This is a genomic window from Vibrio proteolyticus NBRC 13287 (assembly GCF_000467125.1).
Classification (GTDB): Bacteria; Pseudomonadota; Gammaproteobacteria; order Enterobacterales; family Vibrionaceae; genus Vibrio; species Vibrio proteolyticus.
Window position 1 is genome coordinate 13,314 of record NZ_BATJ01000013.1, and the last position, 18,642, is coordinate 31,955.

24 protein-coding genes are annotated in these 18,642 nt (G+C 50.3%); 14 read left to right on the forward strand and 10 right to left on the reverse strand.

The features are described 5' to 3' along the window. Positions 1-21 precede the first annotated feature (21 nt). Complete coding sequence (gene glpQ / locus VPR01S_RS15545; RefSeq protein ID WP_021706312.1) at positions 22-1,077, forward strand: glycerophosphodiester phosphodiesterase; 1,056 nt, start codon at positions 22-24, stop codon at positions 1,075-1,077. A 314-nt stretch (positions 1,078-1,391) separates the two neighbouring features. Next, positions 1,392-2,327 carry a hypothetical protein gene (locus VPR01S_RS15555; RefSeq protein ID WP_021706314.1) on the forward strand — a complete coding sequence of 312 codons (936 nt, stop codon included), beginning with the start codon at positions 1,392-1,394 and terminating at the stop codon, positions 2,325-2,327. Positions 2,328-2,379: 52 nt separating this feature from the next. Here the strand turns inward: VPR01S_RS15555 and xapA are convergent, their stop codons facing one another. After that, complete coding sequence (gene xapA, locus VPR01S_RS15560) at positions 2,380-3,210, reverse strand: xanthosine phosphorylase (RefSeq protein WP_021706315.1); 831 nt, start codon at positions 3,208-3,210, stop codon at positions 2,380-2,382. 123 nt (positions 3,211-3,333) lie between these two features. On the opposite strand from xapA, the gene VPR01S_RS15565 reads away from it, so the two are divergent. Beyond that, positions 3,334-4,239, forward strand: coding sequence for a LysR substrate-binding domain-containing protein (locus VPR01S_RS15565; RefSeq protein WP_021706316.1), 906 nt, complete (start codon positions 3,334-3,336; stop codon positions 4,237-4,239). On the opposite strand, the gene VPR01S_RS15570 is transcribed toward VPR01S_RS15565, so the two are convergent. From VPR01S_RS15570 to rbsD, 6 genes are all read right to left on the reverse strand, one after another. Then, the gene (locus VPR01S_RS15570; protein ID WP_021706317.1) at positions 4,236-5,240 is read right to left on the reverse strand and encodes a substrate-binding domain-containing protein; all 1,005 of its coding nucleotides are present in this window, start codon (positions 5,238-5,240) and stop codon (positions 4,236-4,238) included. The genes VPR01S_RS15565 and VPR01S_RS15570 overlap by 4 nt on opposite strands. Positions 5,241-5,253: 13 nt before the next feature. Further along, positions 5,254-6,177: a ribokinase gene (gene rbsK, locus VPR01S_RS15575; protein WP_021706318.1), complete on the reverse strand. Its 924-nt coding sequence runs from the start codon at positions 6,175-6,177 to the stop codon at positions 5,254-5,256. A 139-nt stretch (positions 6,178-6,316) separates the two neighbouring features. Beyond that, positions 6,317-7,198, reverse strand: coding sequence for a ribose ABC transporter substrate-binding protein RbsB (rbsB, locus tag VPR01S_RS15580; protein ID WP_021706319.1), 882 nt, complete (start codon positions 7,196-7,198; stop codon positions 6,317-6,319). 62 nt (positions 7,199-7,260) lie between these two features. After that, positions 7,261-8,244, reverse strand: a complete 984-nt coding sequence (gene rbsC / locus VPR01S_RS15585) for a ribose ABC transporter permease (RefSeq protein ID WP_021706320.1) — start codon at positions 8,242-8,244, stop codon at positions 7,261-7,263. After that, positions 8,241-9,746, reverse strand: coding sequence for a ribose ABC transporter ATP-binding protein RbsA (gene rbsA / locus VPR01S_RS15590; protein ID WP_021706321.1), 1,506 nt, complete (start codon positions 9,744-9,746; stop codon positions 8,241-8,243). The genes rbsC and rbsA overlap by 4 nt, the downstream gene beginning before the upstream one ends. A gap of 29 nt (positions 9,747-9,775) precedes the next feature. Then, positions 9,776-10,195, reverse strand: coding sequence for a D-ribose pyranase (gene rbsD / locus VPR01S_RS15595; RefSeq protein ID WP_021706322.1), 420 nt, complete (start codon positions 10,193-10,195; stop codon positions 9,776-9,778). A 323-nt stretch (positions 10,196-10,518) separates the two neighbouring features. Here rbsD and VPR01S_RS15600 point away from each other — a divergent pair, with 323 nt between their 5' ends. The 4 genes from VPR01S_RS15600 (at position 10,519) to nqrM (ending at position 11,909) form a co-directional block, all read left to right on the forward strand. Continuing rightward, positions 10,519-10,782, forward strand: a complete 264-nt coding sequence (locus VPR01S_RS15600; protein WP_021706323.1) for a DUF3012 domain-containing protein — start codon at positions 10,519-10,521, stop codon at positions 10,780-10,782. A 148-nt stretch (positions 10,783-10,930) separates the two neighbouring features. Next, positions 10,931-11,086 carry a DUF3012 domain-containing protein gene (locus tag VPR01S_RS22380; protein WP_021706324.1) on the forward strand — a complete coding sequence of 52 codons (156 nt, stop codon included), beginning with the start codon at positions 10,931-10,933 and terminating at the stop codon, positions 11,084-11,086. Between the two features lie 168 nt (positions 11,087-11,254). Then, on the forward strand, positions 11,255-11,695 hold the full coding sequence (locus tag VPR01S_RS22005) for a NifB/NifX family molybdenum-iron cluster-binding protein (protein ID WP_021706325.1): 441 nt from the start codon (positions 11,255-11,257) through the stop codon (positions 11,693-11,695). Further along, on the forward strand, positions 11,688-11,909 hold the full coding sequence (gene nqrM / locus VPR01S_RS15610) for a (Na+)-NQR maturation NqrM (RefSeq protein WP_021706326.1): 222 nt from the start codon (positions 11,688-11,690) through the stop codon (positions 11,907-11,909). Before VPR01S_RS22005 ends, nqrM begins: the two co-directional genes overlap by 8 nt. Here nqrM and VPR01S_RS15615 read toward each other — a convergent pair. The 3 genes from VPR01S_RS15615 to VPR01S_RS15625 all read right to left on the reverse strand — a co-directional run bounded on the left by VPR01S_RS15615 (position 11,906) and on the right by VPR01S_RS15625 (position 13,747). Continuing rightward, on the reverse strand, positions 11,906-12,187 hold the full coding sequence (locus VPR01S_RS15615) for a DUF134 domain-containing protein (protein ID WP_021706327.1): 282 nt from the start codon (positions 12,185-12,187) through the stop codon (positions 11,906-11,908). The two genes, nqrM and VPR01S_RS15615, sit on opposite strands and share 4 nt — an antisense overlap. Before the next feature lie 191 nt (positions 12,188-12,378). Further along, complete coding sequence (locus VPR01S_RS15620; RefSeq protein ID WP_040902892.1) at positions 12,379-12,675, reverse strand: hypothetical protein; 297 nt, start codon at positions 12,673-12,675, stop codon at positions 12,379-12,381. 169 nt (positions 12,676-12,844) lie between these two features. After that, entirely contained in the window at positions 12,845-13,747 is a 903-nt protein-coding gene (locus VPR01S_RS15625) for a DMT family transporter (RefSeq protein ID WP_021706329.1), read from the reverse strand. 96 nt (positions 13,748-13,843) lie between these two features. Here VPR01S_RS15625 and VPR01S_RS15630 point away from each other — a divergent pair, with 96 nt between their 5' ends. The 7 genes from VPR01S_RS15630 to VPR01S_RS15660 all read left to right on the forward strand — a co-directional run bounded on the left by VPR01S_RS15630 (position 13,844) and on the right by VPR01S_RS15660 (position 18,619). After that, positions 13,844-15,274, forward strand: coding sequence for an aminotransferase-like domain-containing protein (locus VPR01S_RS15630; protein WP_040902893.1), 1,431 nt, complete (start codon positions 13,844-13,846; stop codon positions 15,272-15,274). Between the two features lie 56 nt (positions 15,275-15,330). Continuing rightward, the gene (locus VPR01S_RS15635; RefSeq protein ID WP_021706331.1) at positions 15,331-15,591 is read left to right on the forward strand and encodes a hypothetical protein; all 261 of its coding nucleotides are present in this window, start codon (positions 15,331-15,333) and stop codon (positions 15,589-15,591) included. Positions 15,592-15,753: 162 nt separating this feature from the next. Then, positions 15,754-16,380 (forward strand): type B chloramphenicol O-acetyltransferase, encoded by a 627-nt coding sequence (gene catB / locus VPR01S_RS15640; protein ID WP_021706332.1) that lies wholly within the window; start codon positions 15,754-15,756, stop codon positions 16,378-16,380. Between the two features lie 101 nt (positions 16,381-16,481). Beyond that, the gene (locus VPR01S_RS15645) at positions 16,482-17,018 is read left to right on the forward strand and encodes a DUF924 family protein (RefSeq protein WP_021706333.1); all 537 of its coding nucleotides are present in this window, start codon (positions 16,482-16,484) and stop codon (positions 17,016-17,018) included. Between the two features lie 60 nt (positions 17,019-17,078). Further along, the gene (speG, locus tag VPR01S_RS15650; protein WP_021706334.1) at positions 17,079-17,609 is read left to right on the forward strand and encodes a spermidine N1-acetyltransferase; all 531 of its coding nucleotides are present in this window, start codon (positions 17,079-17,081) and stop codon (positions 17,607-17,609) included. After that, the gene (locus VPR01S_RS15655; protein ID WP_021706335.1) at positions 17,606-18,205 is read left to right on the forward strand and encodes a LysE/ArgO family amino acid transporter; all 600 of its coding nucleotides are present in this window, start codon (positions 17,606-17,608) and stop codon (positions 18,203-18,205) included. The genes speG and VPR01S_RS15655 overlap by 4 nt, the downstream gene beginning before the upstream one ends. 9 nt (positions 18,206-18,214) lie before the next feature. Then, the gene (locus VPR01S_RS15660; RefSeq protein WP_021706336.1) at positions 18,215-18,619 is read left to right on the forward strand and encodes a VOC family protein; all 405 of its coding nucleotides are present in this window, start codon (positions 18,215-18,217) and stop codon (positions 18,617-18,619) included. Positions 18,620-18,642 lie beyond the last annotated feature (23 nt).

The window sequence follows — 18,642 nt, forward strand, 5'->3', positions numbered from 1 at the left end:
CTTACAACAAAGGAAATCGTGATGAAATTAACGTCAGCTTGCGCAGCATTGATCGCGCTAGGACTCTCTGCCAACGCTTTTGCCAAACCTCTGGTGATCGCACACCGGGGGGCGTCTGGCTATTTGCCAGAGCACACGCTTGAAGCCAAAGCCCTCGCTTACGGTATGAAGCCTGATTATATCGAGCAAGACGTCGTAATGACGAAAGACGATCAACTGGTCGTCCTTCACGATCATTATCTTGATCGCGTCACCGACGTTGCTGAACGTTTCCCTGACCGTGCACGCGAAGACGGCCGTTACTACGCCATCGACTTCACGCTGGCTGAAATTAAAACGCTGCGCGTTACGGAAGGGTTCAATCTGGATGATAAAGGCAACAAAGTGGCTGGTTTCCCGGATCGCTTTCCAATGTGGAAATCTGACTTTACCGTACCGACACTGGCTGAAGAAATTGAGTTGATTCAAGGTCTGAACAAAACCCTAGGTTACGATATCGGTATCTACCCGGAAATCAAAGCCCCTTGGTTCCACCGTCACGAGGGCAAAGACATCTCTAGCGCGGTTCTCAAAGTACTTAAACAGTATGGCTATGACAGTGAAGACGATAAAGTCTACCTGCAATGTTTTGATCCTATTGAGCTGAAACGTATCCATGATCAGTTAATGCCGGAAATGAAGATGGACCTGAAGTTGGTGCAGTTAATGGCGTACACCGACTGGAACGAAACCATGGAGTACAAAGGTGATAAGGCCACCCCTTACAATTACGACTGGATGTATCAGCCCGGTGGAATGAAGCAAGTCGCGACTTATGCCGATGGAATCGGCCCGTGGAAACCGATGCTGGTTGACGACAAATCGACCAAAGACAACCTGATCATCCTGCCATTGATGAAAGAAGCAAAAGACGCCGGACTGGCCGTCCATCCTTACACGTTCCGCGCCGATAAAGGCCGCATTCCTGCTTACACTGACAGCTTTGACGGCATGCTGGATATTTTCTACAACCAGGTAAAAGTGGATGGTCTGTTCACGGACTTCCCGGACAAAGCCGTCCATTTCCTGAACCAATAATCCACCGTTCAACGCTCCACATCAAAGCCTTAATCGACATTAAGGCTTTTTTCTGCCTCTTTTTCATCCCCACCCCAATTAACATTAGAGACTGCGCGACTGCCCTGTGGTACTGCTATGTTTATTGTGGCAGTTGTTAATATTTGGAAAATCCTGACAAGCCGCACGAACAAAGGCCTTACAAGTGACATAGGCTTTACGTCGCCCGTGCGCAGTTTTGTACGTAAAGTCACTAAATCCGTAATGCGCAAGCGAAGGCTCACCTTCCCACGTGCATCGAACATTCAACTTCAATATTTCACAAGATTGAAATCATGATAAAAAAACAACATCAGGCGCTATGGTTAGGGTTGCTCAGCTCGCTATCTTTTATGTCTTACGCCAACCATATCGTCGCCTGTGACACTTACGCCGCGATGGCTTTACCTAATGATGCACCATTGTATAACGCCCCGAGTCATACCGGTTGGTCAAAAGGAGCCGCGATTGTACAAGGCATTCCGCGCGGAGACGCAGCGCCGGCTTATTGGTCAGACGCTATTATCGACAAGTCGATGACCACCGCTGAACCTTGGAATGCCATGACCCAGTGGTTTACTGTTTTTGAAGCACAAGATAACCAGGTTCACAATGTACGGGTGGCGGTCGGCGACTCGGATATCTGGTTATTGCGCTCAGAGGACGCTTCAATGAACCCGGCGACGGCAAAATGGGAACATATCACACCGGAGATGACACCAGTGATATGGGCAGCCTACTTCTCATCCAACATGGTGGATTACATCCGCGATATTCCCTACAAAGCATCAGACACTGGCGCAAAAGAATACACGCTGAGCAGCAACCATTATCCCATTCATGGCGGAACCGATATCATCGGTATCGATGGCAGTAACGTCATTGGCGCATTTGTGCGTATGAAAGCCTGGCTGATACCTGATGGGCCAGAGGCCGTCCGCACCATTGATAACGCCAAAGTATTGATTAGCGTGGGCGCCGATTATTACCCGACGAGAACCACCACCGTCGCCAACGGATCGTTTGCCAACGCCAACTATTTACCAGGCGTTGCAGACAGTCGTTTCCGCTATCTGACCAAAACACCTCAATGGTATTACATGGGCACCGTCACACCGGATGATTTATCTATCGTCGACAACAACAGCCCGCTAATAAAATCGGGGGGAAAAAACTATCTGACTCGCGAAGAGTGGATGACCAATCCGCCCCCCGTCCCGGTTGACCAGTAAGCATAAAAAAGAGCGCAACAGCGGGCGCTCTTTCCATTGCCAATCAGGGCATTCAGGACGAAAAATGCTGAGTCATAAACGCTTGGATCAAAGCGATAAAGTCTTTTTCTGCCAGCCTGGCACAACGCAGGGTCTGCTCATGAGACAATGGCACATCACCAAGCCCTTCCGCCATGTTGGTAATGGCGCACACAGCCAGTACCGGTAAGCCACAATGTGCCGCCGAGATAACTTCCGGCACCACCGACATACCAACCACATCACCACCGATGATCTGCATCATACGAATCTCGGCCGCCGTCTCGAAGTTAGGGCCAGTGTAGGAGACAAACACCCCCTGGTTCAGATGTATCCTTTGTTGCTCAGCCACCTGTAGCACCTCTTCGCGTAGCGTACGATCATATGCATTGGCCAGACTGAAAAAACGCGGGCCATACGCGTCATCATTTGGCCCGGTCATCGGAGACTCTGGCATGGTGTTGATGTGGTCATGGAACACCACAAGAGAGCCAACGTCAATTCGCTCCGGACGCAGCGATCCAGCAGCGTTGGTGACCAGCATAAATTCACACCCCAAACGTTTGAAGGTGCGTACCGGCGTGGTCATCACTTTCATCGACTGATGTTCGTAGTAGTGGCCTCGTCCTTTCATGCACGCCACATCGACACCATTCATTTTGCCCAGCACCAGTTCGCCCGAATGGCCTTCAACGGTACTGACCGGAAAGCCCGCCAGCTCTTCGTATGGGATCACCACTTTTTCTTCAAGCGCATCGGCAATCACGCCCAGTCCGGAGCCAAGAATACATCCGACACGAGGCTGGAAGCCCGGCTTTCTGGCATAAATAGTTTCAAGCGCTTTATCAACAGGATCGTACGACATTCTGAGTTACCCAATATTGTTTCACACCTCCCCACTCTAGCGCACCAACCGTACTGTTTATATTTCTAAATTCAGTACATTTGTTCTAATATTCAAAACAGTTAATTCAGTAAAGTGCGTATCATGTCGTCGCTATCTAATCGTATCAGTATGAAAATGCTGCGTTATTTTCTAAAGGTCGCCGAAACCGGACACTTCAGCCGGGCCGCCGAGCAATTGAACATCACCAAGTCACCGCTCAGCACACAAATCAAAGAGCTTGAGACGCTGCTAGGGAGCGATCTGTTTGAGCGAGATTCTCGCAATGTTCGGTTAACACCTGCGGGCGCGCAACTGCGCAATGAATGTGTTTCTCTGTTTGACCAACTTGATCGCTCGCTGAATAAAGTGCAGCAAGTCGCGCGTCAGGATATACAATCCATTCACCTGGGATTAATGAGTTCGATCTTTTGGGCTGGGTTCGGTGAAGCGCTCGGTCAGTTGAGTCGGCAACATCCGCACATCCGTATCAACCTGCTGGAATCCGCCCCCAGCCAACAACTGACTGCATTGCGTGATCATCGCATCGACATGGGGCTGGTGCGATACGCCGATGCCCAGCGCTCACCGCACCTTCAATGTGTCACGCTGCTCGAAGAGAATATGGTTGTGGCGTTGCCCGCGCATCATCCGCTGAGCGGCAAAACGCAACTCTCTCTCAAGGAGTTGACACAGGAAAGCTTTGTCATGCTCAGTCAGCACAACTCCGCGTCGACGGATCTCATCATTCGTCATTGCGAGCAACTCGGTTTTACACCCGATGTCGTTCAACAGGTGATTGAGCCCAATACCGTGGTCGCTGTGGTGGCCACCAGCGAGTTGCTGTCAGTGGTGCCCGCCAGTTACCAGGGGCTTAGCTGGAGCAACGTGCGTTTTGTTGCTTTAAAGGAGCAGATACGTGCGGATATTTGTGCGGTGACGTTAGCCCAGCCAAGTGCAGACCTTACATTGATCGCAGAAGAACTGAAAAGGAGCCTCGAACAGCTTTAGCGCAGGGCTTTGACGCTGTCACGCACCACTAAGGTCGGTTCAAGTTGCACAACTTGTGGTTCATTCGTCACTTTGTCCAGTTTATTCAGCAGGGTATCGACCGCCGCCTGACCAAGGCGGTATTTGGGCTGGTGGATAGTGGTCAGTGGTGGCGTCATGAATTTCGCGATATGGATATCATCATAGCCGATCAGAGATAGATCCTCAGGAATACGGATGCCGTGTTGACTGGCGGCGTTGATCACCCCCATTGCCATCATGTCATTACACACGAAAATCGCACTGGGCAATGGCCCTTTTGCCAGCATTTTGTTGAAAGCCTCATAACCCCCTTCGCATTCGAAGTCCGACTCGACTATCCAGTTCGCTTTGAATTCCAAACCGGCTTCATTCATGGCCCGTTTGTAGCCTTCGTAACGCATCTGCGCCTGATGCTTGATCAACGGCCCGGTAATACAACCAATGTCCCGGTGACCACTTTCAATTAAGTGTTTGGCGGCCATGTATCCACCGCGCAAGGAGTTGTCCTGGATTTTGTCACTGGCAAACAGCATTGGCCCCCAGTCCATAACCACCACCGGAATATCCGGATAACGTTCGAAGACATCAATACGCTCCCCTTCCAACGTCGAACACATGAGCAACAAGCCATCGACACGTTTTTGCAACAAGGTATCGATCGACGTTTTCATCCGCTCGTTGTCGCCTTCGGTGTTACACAAAATCAGGTTGTAACCTTTTTGGTAACAGCTGCGCTCAACCCCTTTCACAACTTCACCAAAAAATGGATTAGTTGACGTGGTCACCAGCATACCGATGGTTTGAGTCCGGTTGATTTTCAGGCTGCGGGCCAAAGCAGAAGGAGCGTAGTTCAGCTCTTTGGCGGCTTGATTGACCCGTTCAGAGATCGCTTCGCTGACGTATCGGGTCTTGTTGATAACATGGCTGACGGTGGAAGTGGAAACCCCTGCGAGTCTTGCGATGTCTTTCATCGTTGCCATGTTATTCTCCTATTTATGACTGATGGGCTGCCAAAAACACTTCGACTTCCTGACGATTGGGTATCGAAGTCTGGGCTCCGAAACGGGTGACAGAAATGGCAGCCGCAGCATGAGCAAACTTAATGGCTGATTCTAAAGGCATATCTTCCAATAAACCAGTGACTAATGCCCCATTAAACGTATCGCCAGCGGCGGTCGTATCCACAGGCTCTACCGCAAAGCCAGAGATCAGTTCACCACGCCCATTCTGACTCAACCAGACCCCTTTCGCGCCCAACGTGATCAATACGATTTCAATCCCTTTGTGGTGTAGTACATTCGCAGCTTGTTGCGCAGATGCATTGTCTGTCACGGTTATGCCGGTCAGGACTTCAGCCTCTGTTTCATTCGGTGTGATCACATCAATGCAGTTGAGTAAGTCATCTGGCAATTCACGCGCCGGAGCCGGGTTCAGGATCACATTGGTCTTGTGCGATTTGGCTTCTTGAGCGGCTCTCTCAATGCCGTCCAAAGGTGTTTCCAGTTGCATGAGCAGATAGCTGGCCTGACGGATTCGCTCCAGATCCGGCTCAATCATCTCAGCCGTCAGACGAGCGTTCGCTTCGGCAGAAATACAGATGCTGTTTTCACCGCTGTCAGCAACCTGAATCATGGCGATACCGGTTGGGCAGTTCGGCTGCATTTTCACCCCTTCCGTGTTCATGCCATCGCACTTAAAGCTTTCACGAATGTTAATGCCAAACGCATCATCTCCGACACAGGCAATGAAACCGATGTCGGCTTTCAGACGCGCTGCCGCCACCGCCTGATTGGCGCCTTTACCACCCGGAATCACCTGGTAATTATGACCATGCAGCGTCTCGCCGGGGCGAGGAAATGAAGGCACTTGAAGAACATGGTCAGCGTTCACGCTACCTAACACGACGAGTTTATTCATTCGGTTATCCTCGGTTCTGAGAACCTTTAAACAATAGAGAAACAGGAGTGATACTTGTACGTCCTCGTAAACACGCACAAGTATCGACCCTGTCGAGGGTCAGAAATGCCCCGCACGTTTGTGGTGCGGGGCATAATGATTACTGCTTCGTGACCACTTTAAGCGGCACCGGGATATACTCATCCACGCTCTCGCCCTTAAGTACTTTGTTGGCCGTTTCAACGCCCAACGCACCGATCAAGTCCGGTTGCTGCGCGATGGTTGCCGACAGTTTTCCGCGATTAACCGCCGCAATACCATCTTCCGTGCCATCAAAGCCCACGATCATGACGTCTTTACCTGAAGCCTGAACCGCACGCAGTGCACCCAACGCCATTTCATCGTTTTGAGCAAATACGGCCTGAACATCCGGATTCGCAGCCAGCAGGTTTTCCATTACGTTGAGGCCTTTGGTGCGGTCAAAGTCCGCAGGCTGACTGGCGAGCAGATCCATGTTGCTGCCTTTTACCGCATTCATAAAGCCTTCTCCACGCTCACGTGCCGCCGAGGTTCCTGCGATGCCTTCCAACTGGATGACTTTGGCTTTTTCACCCACTTTTTCCATGATGAAATGACCCGCCATTTCTCCACCGACCACGTTGTCCGATGCAATATGGCTAACCACTTCACCTCGGCTCGCACCGCGGTCCAGTGTCAGTACCGGAATCTTAGAGCGGTTCGCCATTCGGATGGCATTGGACACCGCATCCGAGTCGGTTGGATTGATCAGAATCGCTTTAACGCCACGAACGGTCAGATCCTCAACGTTTGACAGTTCTTTGCTCGGGTCGTTTTGCGAGTCCAGAACAATCAGGTTATACCCCAGTTCCTTGGCTTTGGCTTCCGCGCCGTCTTTCATGGTGACAAAGAACGGATTGTTCAGTGTCGATACCACAATCGCCATTGTGTCCTGTGCCTGAGCAGCAACAGAAACGGTGGAAGAAAGGAGTGCAGCAGAGATAAGAGTTGCCAGTTTTTTCATCGTTATAGTCCTTTGTTGCAGGGTGGGTTGGAGCGTCTGCCCCAACCAGATATCGTATTGATTTATTTATTTTTATTATCGACCAGTACCGCCAGAAGAATGACCACAGCTTTGGCAATCATCTGGTAGTAGGAAGACACGTCGAGCAAGTTAAGTGCATTGTTCAGGAAACCGATAATCAGCGCACCAATCAAGGTTCCCATGATACGTCCACGACCGCCCATCAGGCTGGTACCACCCAGTACCACCGCCGCGATGGCGTCGAGTTCATACCCCATACCCGCGGTTGGCTGGGCCGAAGACAAACGTGAGGTCACAATGATGCCTGCCAGCGCTGCCAGCAAACCACACAGGGCGTATACCCCGATTTTCACACGGTCGACATTAATGCCAGATAAACGGGTCGCCGATTCGTTTCCGCCCAGCGCATAAACATAGCGGCCAAAACGAGTATGATTGAGCAGATACCAGGCAGCGGCGAACACAATCACCATCAGCCAGACAGGGACCGGAATTCCCAGTGCGTATCCGGTACCGAACCAGGCGAACGCGTCCGCCGTATCAGTAAAACCAGTAGAAATTGGACGTCCGTCGGTGTAAACCATGGTCACGCCACGCAATAACGTCATCGTCACCAGAGTGGCAATGAAAGCCTGCACTTTCCCTTTTGCGATAATAATGCCGCTGATTGCGCCCAGAGCCGCCCCCGCGAGCAGTGCCGTTGGTACCGCGATCAAGACAGGCACTTCCATCGCTATCAGGCTGGCGGCAAACGCGCCACACAGTGCCAGAACGGATCCGACGCTCAAATCAATGCCTGCGGTCAGAATTACCAAGGTCATCCCCACCGCGATGATGGCATTGACTGACGTCTGGCGTAGAATGTTGAGAATGTTGTCGACGGTAAAGAAATTGGGGTTCAGAAACGATACGACAATGATCAAAAATAACAGTGCTATCAGCGACTTCTGTTCAATCAGCCACTCTTTGCTAAACAGCTTCTTTGTGCTGGCTGGTTGTGGTTTGCTCATGGTATTGGTACTCATGCTGCTTCCTCGTTAATCATTTTACCTACTGCACACGCCAGCAGTTTTTCCTGATCGGCATCAACGGCATCAAACTCGCCACTGATGCGACCTTCATGCATCACCAAAATACGGTCACTCATGCCCAGCACTTCTGGCATTTCCGATGACACCAGAATGATGCTCATCCCCGCCGCTTTAAATTTATTGATCAGTTGGTAGATTTCTTTTTTGGCGCCGACGTCAACTCCGCGCGTTGGCTCATCCAGAATCAGGACTTTCGGGCGAGTCATTAAACCTTTGGCAATCGCGACTTTCTGTTGATTCCCTCCCGACAAGTTACCGATGATCTGGTCACGCGACGGTGTTTTAATATTGAATAAGCCGATGTAGTCTTCCACGGCCATGATTTCATCAGCGTGACGAATCTGACAACCCCGGCTCAGTTGATCGAGCGCGCACAGTGACATGTTTTCTTTCACCGACAACCCCAGCACTAGGCCATCGCCTTTACGGTCTTCCGAAATGTAAGCGATACCGCTCGCCAAGCCACCTTGTGGTGACGTCGGGTTGATCTCTTCACCGTCAAGACGGACAACACCACTTTGCTTCGCCAGAGCACCGTAAATCACCTTCATTAGTTCCGTACGCCCAGCGCCCATCAGCCCCGAAATTCCAAGAATTTCGCCTCGCTGCAACGTGAAGCTCACGTCTTTCACGCCCGCCCCGGTTAACCTTTCCACTTCCAGGCAGACGTCACCATGTGTCACATCAATACGCGGGTATTGCTCTTCCAGTTTGCGCCCGACCATCATTTCAATCAGGCCATCCTCGTTGGTATCTGACACCTGACACTCACCGATGAATTTGCCGTCGCGAAGCACCGTGATGTCATCACAAATTTCAAAGATCTCTTTCAGTCGGTGAGAAATGTACACAATCCCGCAACCTTGCTCACGCAGCTCCCGGATCACGGCGAAAAGAGAGTCTGTCTCCGTATCCGTAAGCGCATCTGTCGGCTCGTCCATGATGATCACGCGGGATTCAAACGACAGCGCTTTAGCGATTTCGACCATTTGTTGCTCACCCAGGCTAAGCTCGCCGAGCAGTGTTTTGGCACTGTGCCGCACATTCAGACGCGCCAGCAGTTGATCGGCTTGCTCGTACATTTTGTCCCACTGGATCCGGCCCAATGCACTGGTAAATTCGCGGCCGAGAAATATGTTTTCAGCAATGGTCAGTTCTGGTATCAGGTTCAGTTCCTGGTGAATAATGCTGATTCCGGCCTGCTGAGAATCTCGCGGCCCTTTAAATGCCGCCGGTTGCCCTTGGTACGAAATCGAACCGGCATCCAGTGAATAGATCCCCGTCAGAACTTTCATCAAGGTCGATTTTCCGGCACCGTTTTCCCCCATCAGGGCCATTACGCGGCCCGGATAAACCTTCAGGCTGGCCTTGTCGAGCGCTTTGACACCAGGAAAGGCTTTTTCAATCTCGCTGAGCTGTAATATCGCTTGAGTCATAGAGAATTCCCAATCGTTTCAATACGGATTTAAAACACCACACCGGCCTGAAAAATCACGTTGGCATACGGCGTACATTCACCAGTACGAACCACTGCCCGGCTCTGGTGGGTACGCTGCTTAAAATCATCATGTGATAAGTACTGAACGGTGATCTCACGTCCGGTACTTTCCTGTTCGTGCTCCAGCTCGTTGATCAGTGCCCGATGATGTTCCGGGCTGACCTGTTCGAACTCTCTGGCAATCACAACCCCTTCAATCTGAGACTCGGACAGGATGACACGCACGGTTTCGATGAATCCCGGAATGCCGTGAGTCAACGCGAGATCGATCCGCTGTACTTGATCCGGAATCGGCAAACCAGCATCACAAATCGTGATTTCGTCAGTATGGCCCAACGTGGCAACCAAATAAGACAGCTCTGAGTTGATGAGGGTACTTTTTTTCATGTATTCACCTTGATTAAGCGGCAGAAACCCGTCTGGATTCACCGGTACGTTAAGACAACAAAGAGTTTTTCAGTGGTTGAATGTTATTGTCAGAAAACTCATCGAAACGTTTCGATGCCATACTAACGTGAATAAATGCTGTTGCATCTCAACCGTCTCGAATATGTGACTCGGATCTGCCAATGGTGACTCACGGACGCTGAAAAAGTGATCCTTTTCACTGACAATCATATCAGTGAGATGGGAATTGGCCGGGTGTTAACATTGAAACTAATATTTTCGGTATAGTAGCGGACATTGCTTAATACAGGGTTATCCGAACAATGAAAAAACTGGTTGTTTTACTGTTAACGGTTGGTGCCTTATCGGCCTGCAGTGATGAAGTCGGTAGCAAAAACTGGTGCAGTGCACTAAGAGACAAGCCAAAAACGGAATGGACAGGTCAGAACGCAGTTGACTTCGCCCAATACTGCGTTTTTCAGAATGAGATTGGCAGCCAAGCCTGGTGTGAAGATATGGACAGAAAACCGAAAGGTGACTGGAGCGCAAACGAAGCCACCAGCTACGCGAAACACTGTATCTTCTGATCGATGTTGCAATTAAGGGTATATTGGTCAGCCAATTCTGTCGCAATACTCTGATTGTACTGAATATTGACATCCCCCTGACGAAGCTGCACGGGTTGCTATCTAAAGTCAGCCGCACACCTAACCGTTGGATAAAATGGAGAAGAAAATGAAAAAATTGGCAGCAATGTTGTTAATGAGTGCCACTTTGTTTGGTTGTACAAAAGTGGGCAGCGAAGCCTGGTGCAACGATATGAAAGAAAAGCCGAAAGGTGACTGGACAACAAACGAAGCCAAAGACTTCACCAAACACTGCATTTTCTAGTCTCTTGTGTACAACTCATATCAATACAATAACCGGGGCGTTCCCCGGTTTTTTTATTGCCATTTTTACGTCTCATGTTTCCGCAGTCTAAGTTTTCAATTCCAGTTATTGGCATATGCTAATAATTTTCGTACTGTGCTCCTGAACGCTCTTACAGGAGAAAAACACATGAAAATCGCTCTTCCATTGCATCGCGGCGTTATCTCCGCTCATTTCAGTAAAGCACAGCAGTTTATGATCTATGATACGCAGTTGGGTGAACTACGCCGCTTTATCAATCCTGCCGTTCGCACTTCAGGCTGCCGGGGAAAAGCGGAACTGCTTACTCAACTGGCCGCCTCCGGTATAGACGGCGTAGTCGTGCGTCACATCGGCGAGCGTATGTTTATCAAACTGCGCCAGCGAAACCTTGCAGTATGGCACTGTCACCAGAAAACAGCGCCAAAAGAGTTGAACCTCGCTGAATTAACTACACTGAATAGTGAGGAAACCCGGCAATCTCGCCGGCAACAGGCATGCAGAATGGGCGTATCACCAAACCGACTACAGCCTTTATCCTCACAGGTCGAGTTGACGCAGATTAACGGGGGAAAGCGGATCAATGACTGAGTTCATCATTGCGTTTTTGGCATTCGTGGGCATCATCGCGCTTATGGCACTAGGCGTTATCTTTCACCGCGCCAGTATCAAAGGGAGCTGTGGAGGTCTTAACCAGATTGGTGTCGACAAAGTCTGCGATTGTAAAACCAGTTGCGAAAATGAGGAGAAATCAAAGACCTTGTATCAGATACAAGAGCCTGACAAGCGCTCTCGCGCTCATTAGTCCTCGAAGCGGAAATACAGTGCCTGTCCCTGAACCAGAGCCAAAGCCACTTTATGACGGGCACGCTTTACGATGTTGCCAAAAGTCTGGCGGGAGACCTGCATTTGGTCTGCTGCCTGCTGTTGACTCAAATCTTCAAGATCGGCCAGACGCAAAGCTTCAAACTCTTCCGACAATAACTCGACCTGACTTAACTCCGTCATGGGTACGCCGTTGGGCTTGTAGCAGCTGTATGGTGGGCGCGCGCAGATGGTGCGCTGTTTTTTAGGACGTGCCATGATTCTCCCCTATTTACCCGCCAAGAATACTCCCGAACTCTTCAGCAAACAATCATGCTTTCAACCGCTTTCTGATTGAATATTAACGTAATCCAAACAAAGCGTTATCGAAACCCACTTAGAATAAACCCGATTAAGTTATGTAACCACTGTCACTTTGACACTACTTTTTTCAGCCCCGGCCACGTTGGTCAGGGCTTTTTCTTTTGCAGCAAAGGAATCTGATTTCGCAGCAGCGCGCGACGCACACTCAAGCACAGCTTGCCAAACCGTCGAATCTCATCGAACTGGGGTATGACGCCCCTTCTCAATGCCGACTCCCAATAACACAGTTCAGATTCCACCATTTCAAGCAGTTTTTTCGGGCACCCAAGGCAACTGCCTTGCGGACCGCACACAAACGTCTCTGGAGCATAAATCGGCAAAGTGGCTTTGACCTCATCAATCAATTGTTGCATTGCGGTCATTCGATCGGGTTTTGGCACCATGTATCCCAAACAATTTAGAACAAACCTCCATTATATTGGGTGAGCGTATGCTGTAACTTACTCTAAAGGGCGATATGCTGGTGCCTCTGCACTGTGCGGCCCACGGTGGAGAGTAACCTAACAATTGGTGACAAACAGGCGGTCAGTTTCAGACCGCCTGAATTGCACACTAAGATGCCGCCACCACTTCCGAGGTTTTCTCCGGCACCAGCCGCGGTTTACGCACTACCAGATACACTGCGCAGGCAGACAAGAGAAAACCAAGTGCGCCCAAAAGGTCAAACGACTCACCAAATACCAACCAAGCCTGTATAGCCGTGGTTGGCGGCACCAAATAGAACACCGAAGCCACATTGGATGCGGCACCATGTTCCACCATATACAGGAGCAACAAGATAGCAACACAGGACAACACGACCACCAACCAGAGAATGGTGAGAATGAACGTCATGTTCCATTCAACCTGCATGGTTTCGTACTGCATTGCATATGGTAAAAACAGTGTACTGGCAGCCAGGTACTGGATCATCGCACCGCCTACCATGTCACAACCTTTACACCATTTTTTCTGATACAGAGTACCCAACGTGATCCCCAACAGAGACACCACACACAACCCGATCGCCAGCCATTTGTGCTGGTCCGATTGCCAGGCCATATTCCCGGCCAGAACCAAGCTGATCCCAACAAAGCCAAGCGCTAACCCCAGCCATTGAGAACGTCGAAACCGCTCTGCCGTAAAAAGAACCAATAATAAAGCAGTCAGTATCGGTTGCGTCCCGACCAACAAGGAACTCAGCCCGGCAGGCATCCCCAAGTCAATCGCCAGATAAGTGCCTCCCAGGTAAAATCCGTGGATCAAGACACCGACAACCACGCTGTGCAACAGAGCTTTCCCACGCGGAATACGCCGCCGCAACACCAAAATCAACAACCAAAACAGCACCACATTCGAGACCATTCGGATGGTCAATAGGGTGGCTGGCTCTGCGTACTGCAGACCCAGCCTGGCTCCAACAAAGCCAGACGCCCAAAGAATCACAAATACAAACGGAATAAAGCGAACCAACATGTCCTTTCCTCTGGCTTTTCATCTCAGTTTCACGTTACTTTAGTTGGGCACAGAAATATTAAAAGGCACAGCTTACTTATTTTACATGGGTACAGAATGGACACTCCGAACAAGTATTTGATGGTCGAATACCATCTGAGACAAGCCATCGATGGCGGGCTTTACCGGGCGGAAGATAAGCTCCCGTCCATTCGCCAACTGAGCCAGACGCTCAACGTCGGCAAAAATACCGTGATCCGTGCGTATCAAGAACTGGAAGCCGCTGGTGTGGTCTATGCAGTCGAAAAGTCAGGCTATCGAGTCAAATCGACACCTAGCCCTCAGATTCCCCAACAACCGCCAAGACGAGTGGATTTACTGTCGCTATCTAAAGAGATCCTTACCTACCGTGAAGAGAAGGAGCGTCTTCCGCTGGGATCCGCTCATCCCAACATAGACGCGCCCGCCATCAAAAGCCTCTATGCTACGATAGGCCGGCATAGTCGCCTGCAAAGTCAGATGCCAAGCCACTACCAACTTCCTCCCGGACATAATCTACTCTTGCAGCAGTTGGTCAGGATCAGCCGGGATCTTGGTGTCCCCGCCACTTTAGACGATATCGCTGTCACCAACGGAGCCCAGCAAGCCATCAGTCTGGCACTGCGCGCGTTAACCAAGCCGGGCGATATTGTTGCCGTCGAATCTCCCTGTTATTTCGGCAATTTGTTGTTGATGGAATCACTTGGGTTACAGGTCGTAGAAATTCCCGGCTGTGTCCGAACTGGCATGGATCCCACTGCACTTGCCAAGGCGCTCAAACGCTGGGACATTCGTGCGATTCTGGTGACTCCCAACTTCGCTAACCCGACCGGAGCCAGAATGCCACTAGAGAAACGATTGGCCTTGCTTGACGCCTCTTCGGGTATACCTATCATCGAAGATGATGTATTCGGCGCTTTGGCGTTTGATGAGGGCATTGCGCCTCTGGCCGCGCTGGCCAGCGACGAACGGGTCATCTACGTCAATTCCCTCTCTAAAACGCTCGATTCACGTCTGCGTCTTGGCTGGTTGATTGCCGGGTGCTATCAGCCAGAGATTGAAAAACTGCTGATCTGTGAAAATATGGGCAGTCAGAACCTGATCCAATCCGCGGCAGCTGAGTTTCTGACAACCGGCAAATACCGCCAGCACATCAACAAAATGCGCCGGACGTATCAGCACAACCAACGCCGATTGCACCAACAGTTAAGTGACGCATTGAACCGATACTCTAATTTGCACAAGCGCTTTTATCTGACTCAACCGGACGGTGGCTACTTGTCCTGGCTGCTCATCGATGGGGAGTTTGACAGCGAAGCCCTTTACCGAGCCTGTCATGAACACAAAATCAGTCTGCTACCCGGAACCGTGTTTGCGACATCAGACGGTTTTCGCAACGCCCTAAGGCTCAGCTGCGCGCACTACCGGGATGAACGTCACTGGCAACAAGGGATAGACAAGCTGGCACGCCTCATTTCTGAGTATTGTGGCACAAAGCACACGGGCTGAAATCGGGTCTGCTACACTCAGGGAGTTCCGTTCAATAACTCCTTAACAGGTAAAGCATGAAGAAATCACTCTTACTCGCAGCTCTGCTACTGCCCTGTTCAGTGGCGTACGCCGATATTTCCATCTCTACCGACAAGATGGAAGTCAGTAAAGATTGTCTGAAAATGGATGGCGATAACATCAAGATCAAATCTGAAGATTGTGACCCGGAAAAAGGCAAAGGCCAGATGGACAGCGAGAGCCGCAGTGTTCACGGCGATGACAACCCAGGTCAGGGCCACAACAAAGATAAGAAAGACAAAAAAGGCAACAGCTAAGCTTACCCTAAGGACAAAAAGGCCACAGTGTGGCCTTTTTTATTTTCTCAGTGTCCATTGATCTGAAATAAACAAAAATTGCTTTGATAACAAATCGTTTGTGCTGTCAGACGAGTCGCCTTAGACTCGGCGCTGAACCAACAACAAGGATATCAATCAGCAATGAAAAACTATTTCGAAAGTCCATTCGCTGGCAAATCCCTGAAAGAGCAAGTCACCAATCCCAACATCATTGTTGGCGACCACAGCTACTACTCAGGCTACTATCACCGTCATAGCTTTGATGACTGCGTCCGTTATCTTGTGCCAGATCGCTCCGACGTGGACAAATTGATCATTGGCCGTTATGTGTCGATAGGCTCAGGCGCCGTATTCATGATGGCGGGAAATCAGGGTCATCGCACTGACTGGGCCACGACTTTCCCATTTTTTTATCAGGAAAATCCCGCATTTGAAGGGGCGCTGGATGCCTTTAAACCCGCAGGCGACACGGTCATCGGTAATGATGTCTGGATAGGCTCAGAAGCGATGATTATGCCAGGGGTGACGATCGGCGACGGCGCCGTGATTGCCAGTCGTGCCGTTGTGACCAAAGATGTTGAACCTTACTCCATTGTTGGCTCCAACCCTGCCCGCCATATTCGTCATCGCTTCTCCGACGAAGAGGTGGCGATATTGCTCGAAATCCAATGGTGGGACTGGCCAGATGAACAACTCAAAGGTGCAATGCCCCAGCTTTGTTCGTCGGATATCTATGGTTTGTACCAGTACTGGAAACATCTTCGTTAAGTGAAACGTCGCACTTAAGCCCATTCGAGCCGAAGTTTTGACTTAAGTGCGATTTGCATCCTAGGATGAAACATCGTTAAACAGAAACTCAAGGACGCGCTATGTATCAGGAAATTCTCAATTTTTGGTTTCAGGAACTGGAATCGAAAGACTGGTTCTCCGGCGATCCCACGCTGGATGAACGTATCACCGAGCGTTTTACCGATGTCCTCGACAGTGCGGCACAGGCGGAATTGTATAACTGGCGCGGCAATCCGCATGGTCGACTAGCCGAAATCATCGTTCTTGATCAGTTTTCACGCAATGTTTACCGCAATACTCCCCGAGCGTTCGCACAAGACCCGCTTGCTCTTGCTCTGGCACAGGAAGCCATCGCAGCCGGTGCGGACGATGCCCTCAACGCTGACGAAAAAAGCTTTTTATACATGCCATTTATGCACAGTGAGTCCAGACGCATTCACGAACAGGCTATGAAGCTTTTCAGTTGTCCCGGATTGGAGTACAACTATGATTTCGAGCTCCGACACAAAGCCATCATTGACCGCTTTGGCCGATACCCACACCGAAACGAAATCCTCGGCCGGCTCAGCACTGACGAGGAGATGGACTTCTTACAACAACCGGGCTCGAGCTTTTAACTGATGTTTCGCTGCCATAGCAGCGAGTGTTTATGCATATTCTTTTCAAGGGCCTCGACCATGAACAGTGGACTGAAGTTACGCGCGTTGGAACGCTCCGATTTGCGCTTTATCCATGATCTTAATAACAACCGCAATATCATGTCGTACTGGTTTGAAGAACCGTATGAGTCATTTGATGAACTGGAAGAGCTCTATAAGCGTCATATTCACGATGATGCCGAACGGCGATTTGTCGTTGAAGACGAAAACCAAAGCCTGATCGGTCTGGTGGAGCTGATTGAAATCAATTACATCCACCGAAGCGCAGAGTTCCAGATCATTGTCGCCCCAGCGTATCAGGGGCGTGGATTCGCCACCGAATTGATATTGCGTGCGCTGGACTATTCCTTCTCGGTACTGAACCTGCACAAGATTTACCTACTGGTTGCAGTCGAAAATAAAAAAGCGATTCACCTTTATCAGAAATGCGGCTTTATTGAAGAAGGCCACCTGGTGGAAGAATACTTTATCAATGGCCAGTATCAAGACGTGAAACGCATGTATATTCTGCAACACCAGTACCAGAAAGAACCGCTCGACCAGGCATGATTGCTGCTGCTCTCGCCGGGTTTACACTCGGCTTGTCACTCATTTTGGCCATCGGCGCACAAAATGCGTTTGTACTTAAACAAGGCATTCGGCAGCACCATGTGCTGCTGGTGTGCTCACTGTGCGCATGCTCGGACGCAATATTGATCTCCGCTGGCGTGGCCGGATTTGGCGCGATGGTCAACGCGTTTCCGATGATTGAAAGTGTTGCCCGTTATGCCGGAGCACTGTTTCTGCTTTGGTATGCTCTGCGCAGTTTTCTGTCGGCATATCGGGAAAACCATGCACTGAACCCGGCAGGTGACGCCAAGCACAGTGCTGTTAAAACAGCCTTGATCTGCCTTGCATTCACTTGGCTTAACCCCCATGTTTATCTTGATACCATCGTACTGCTTGGTTCGGTATCCACTCAGTATGACGGTCAGAGAATCCCGTTTGCGGTGGGCGCAATGACGGCCTCATTCGTCTTTTTCTTTAGCTTGGGGTTCGGCGCCAAAGCACTGATCCCAATTTTTCGCCATGCGAGAGCCTGGAAGGTCTTTGAAATCGTGATCGGCTTGATCATGCTAATACTGGCGATTCACCTGATTCGATAAGGAGCTGACATGATTCACATCCACGGACTGGATCACATCGTTTTACGCACGAGCAACATTGAAGCCATGCTGACGTTTTATCGAGATGTTCTGGGTTGTCCGATTGAACGTGAACTGGCACCCGATATTGGCCTGATCCAACTGCGAGCCGGAAGTGCCTTGATTGACATCGTGCCGGTTGACAGCGAACTGGGTCAACTTGGCGGCCAGGCTCCCCAACAGGATGGGCGTAATGTTGATCATTTCTGTCTGCAAATGGCACCAGTGGAAGAAGCCGATCTGGCGCACTACCTGATTTCGCACGGCATTGAAGTCTCTGAGTTCGCCGAGCGATATGGCGCGGAAGGTTTTGGTCGTTCACTTTACATTCAGGATCCGGAAGGAAACGTGGTCGAGCTCAAACCCAAGAAATGAAACCAGCCAATCCGCTACCCACC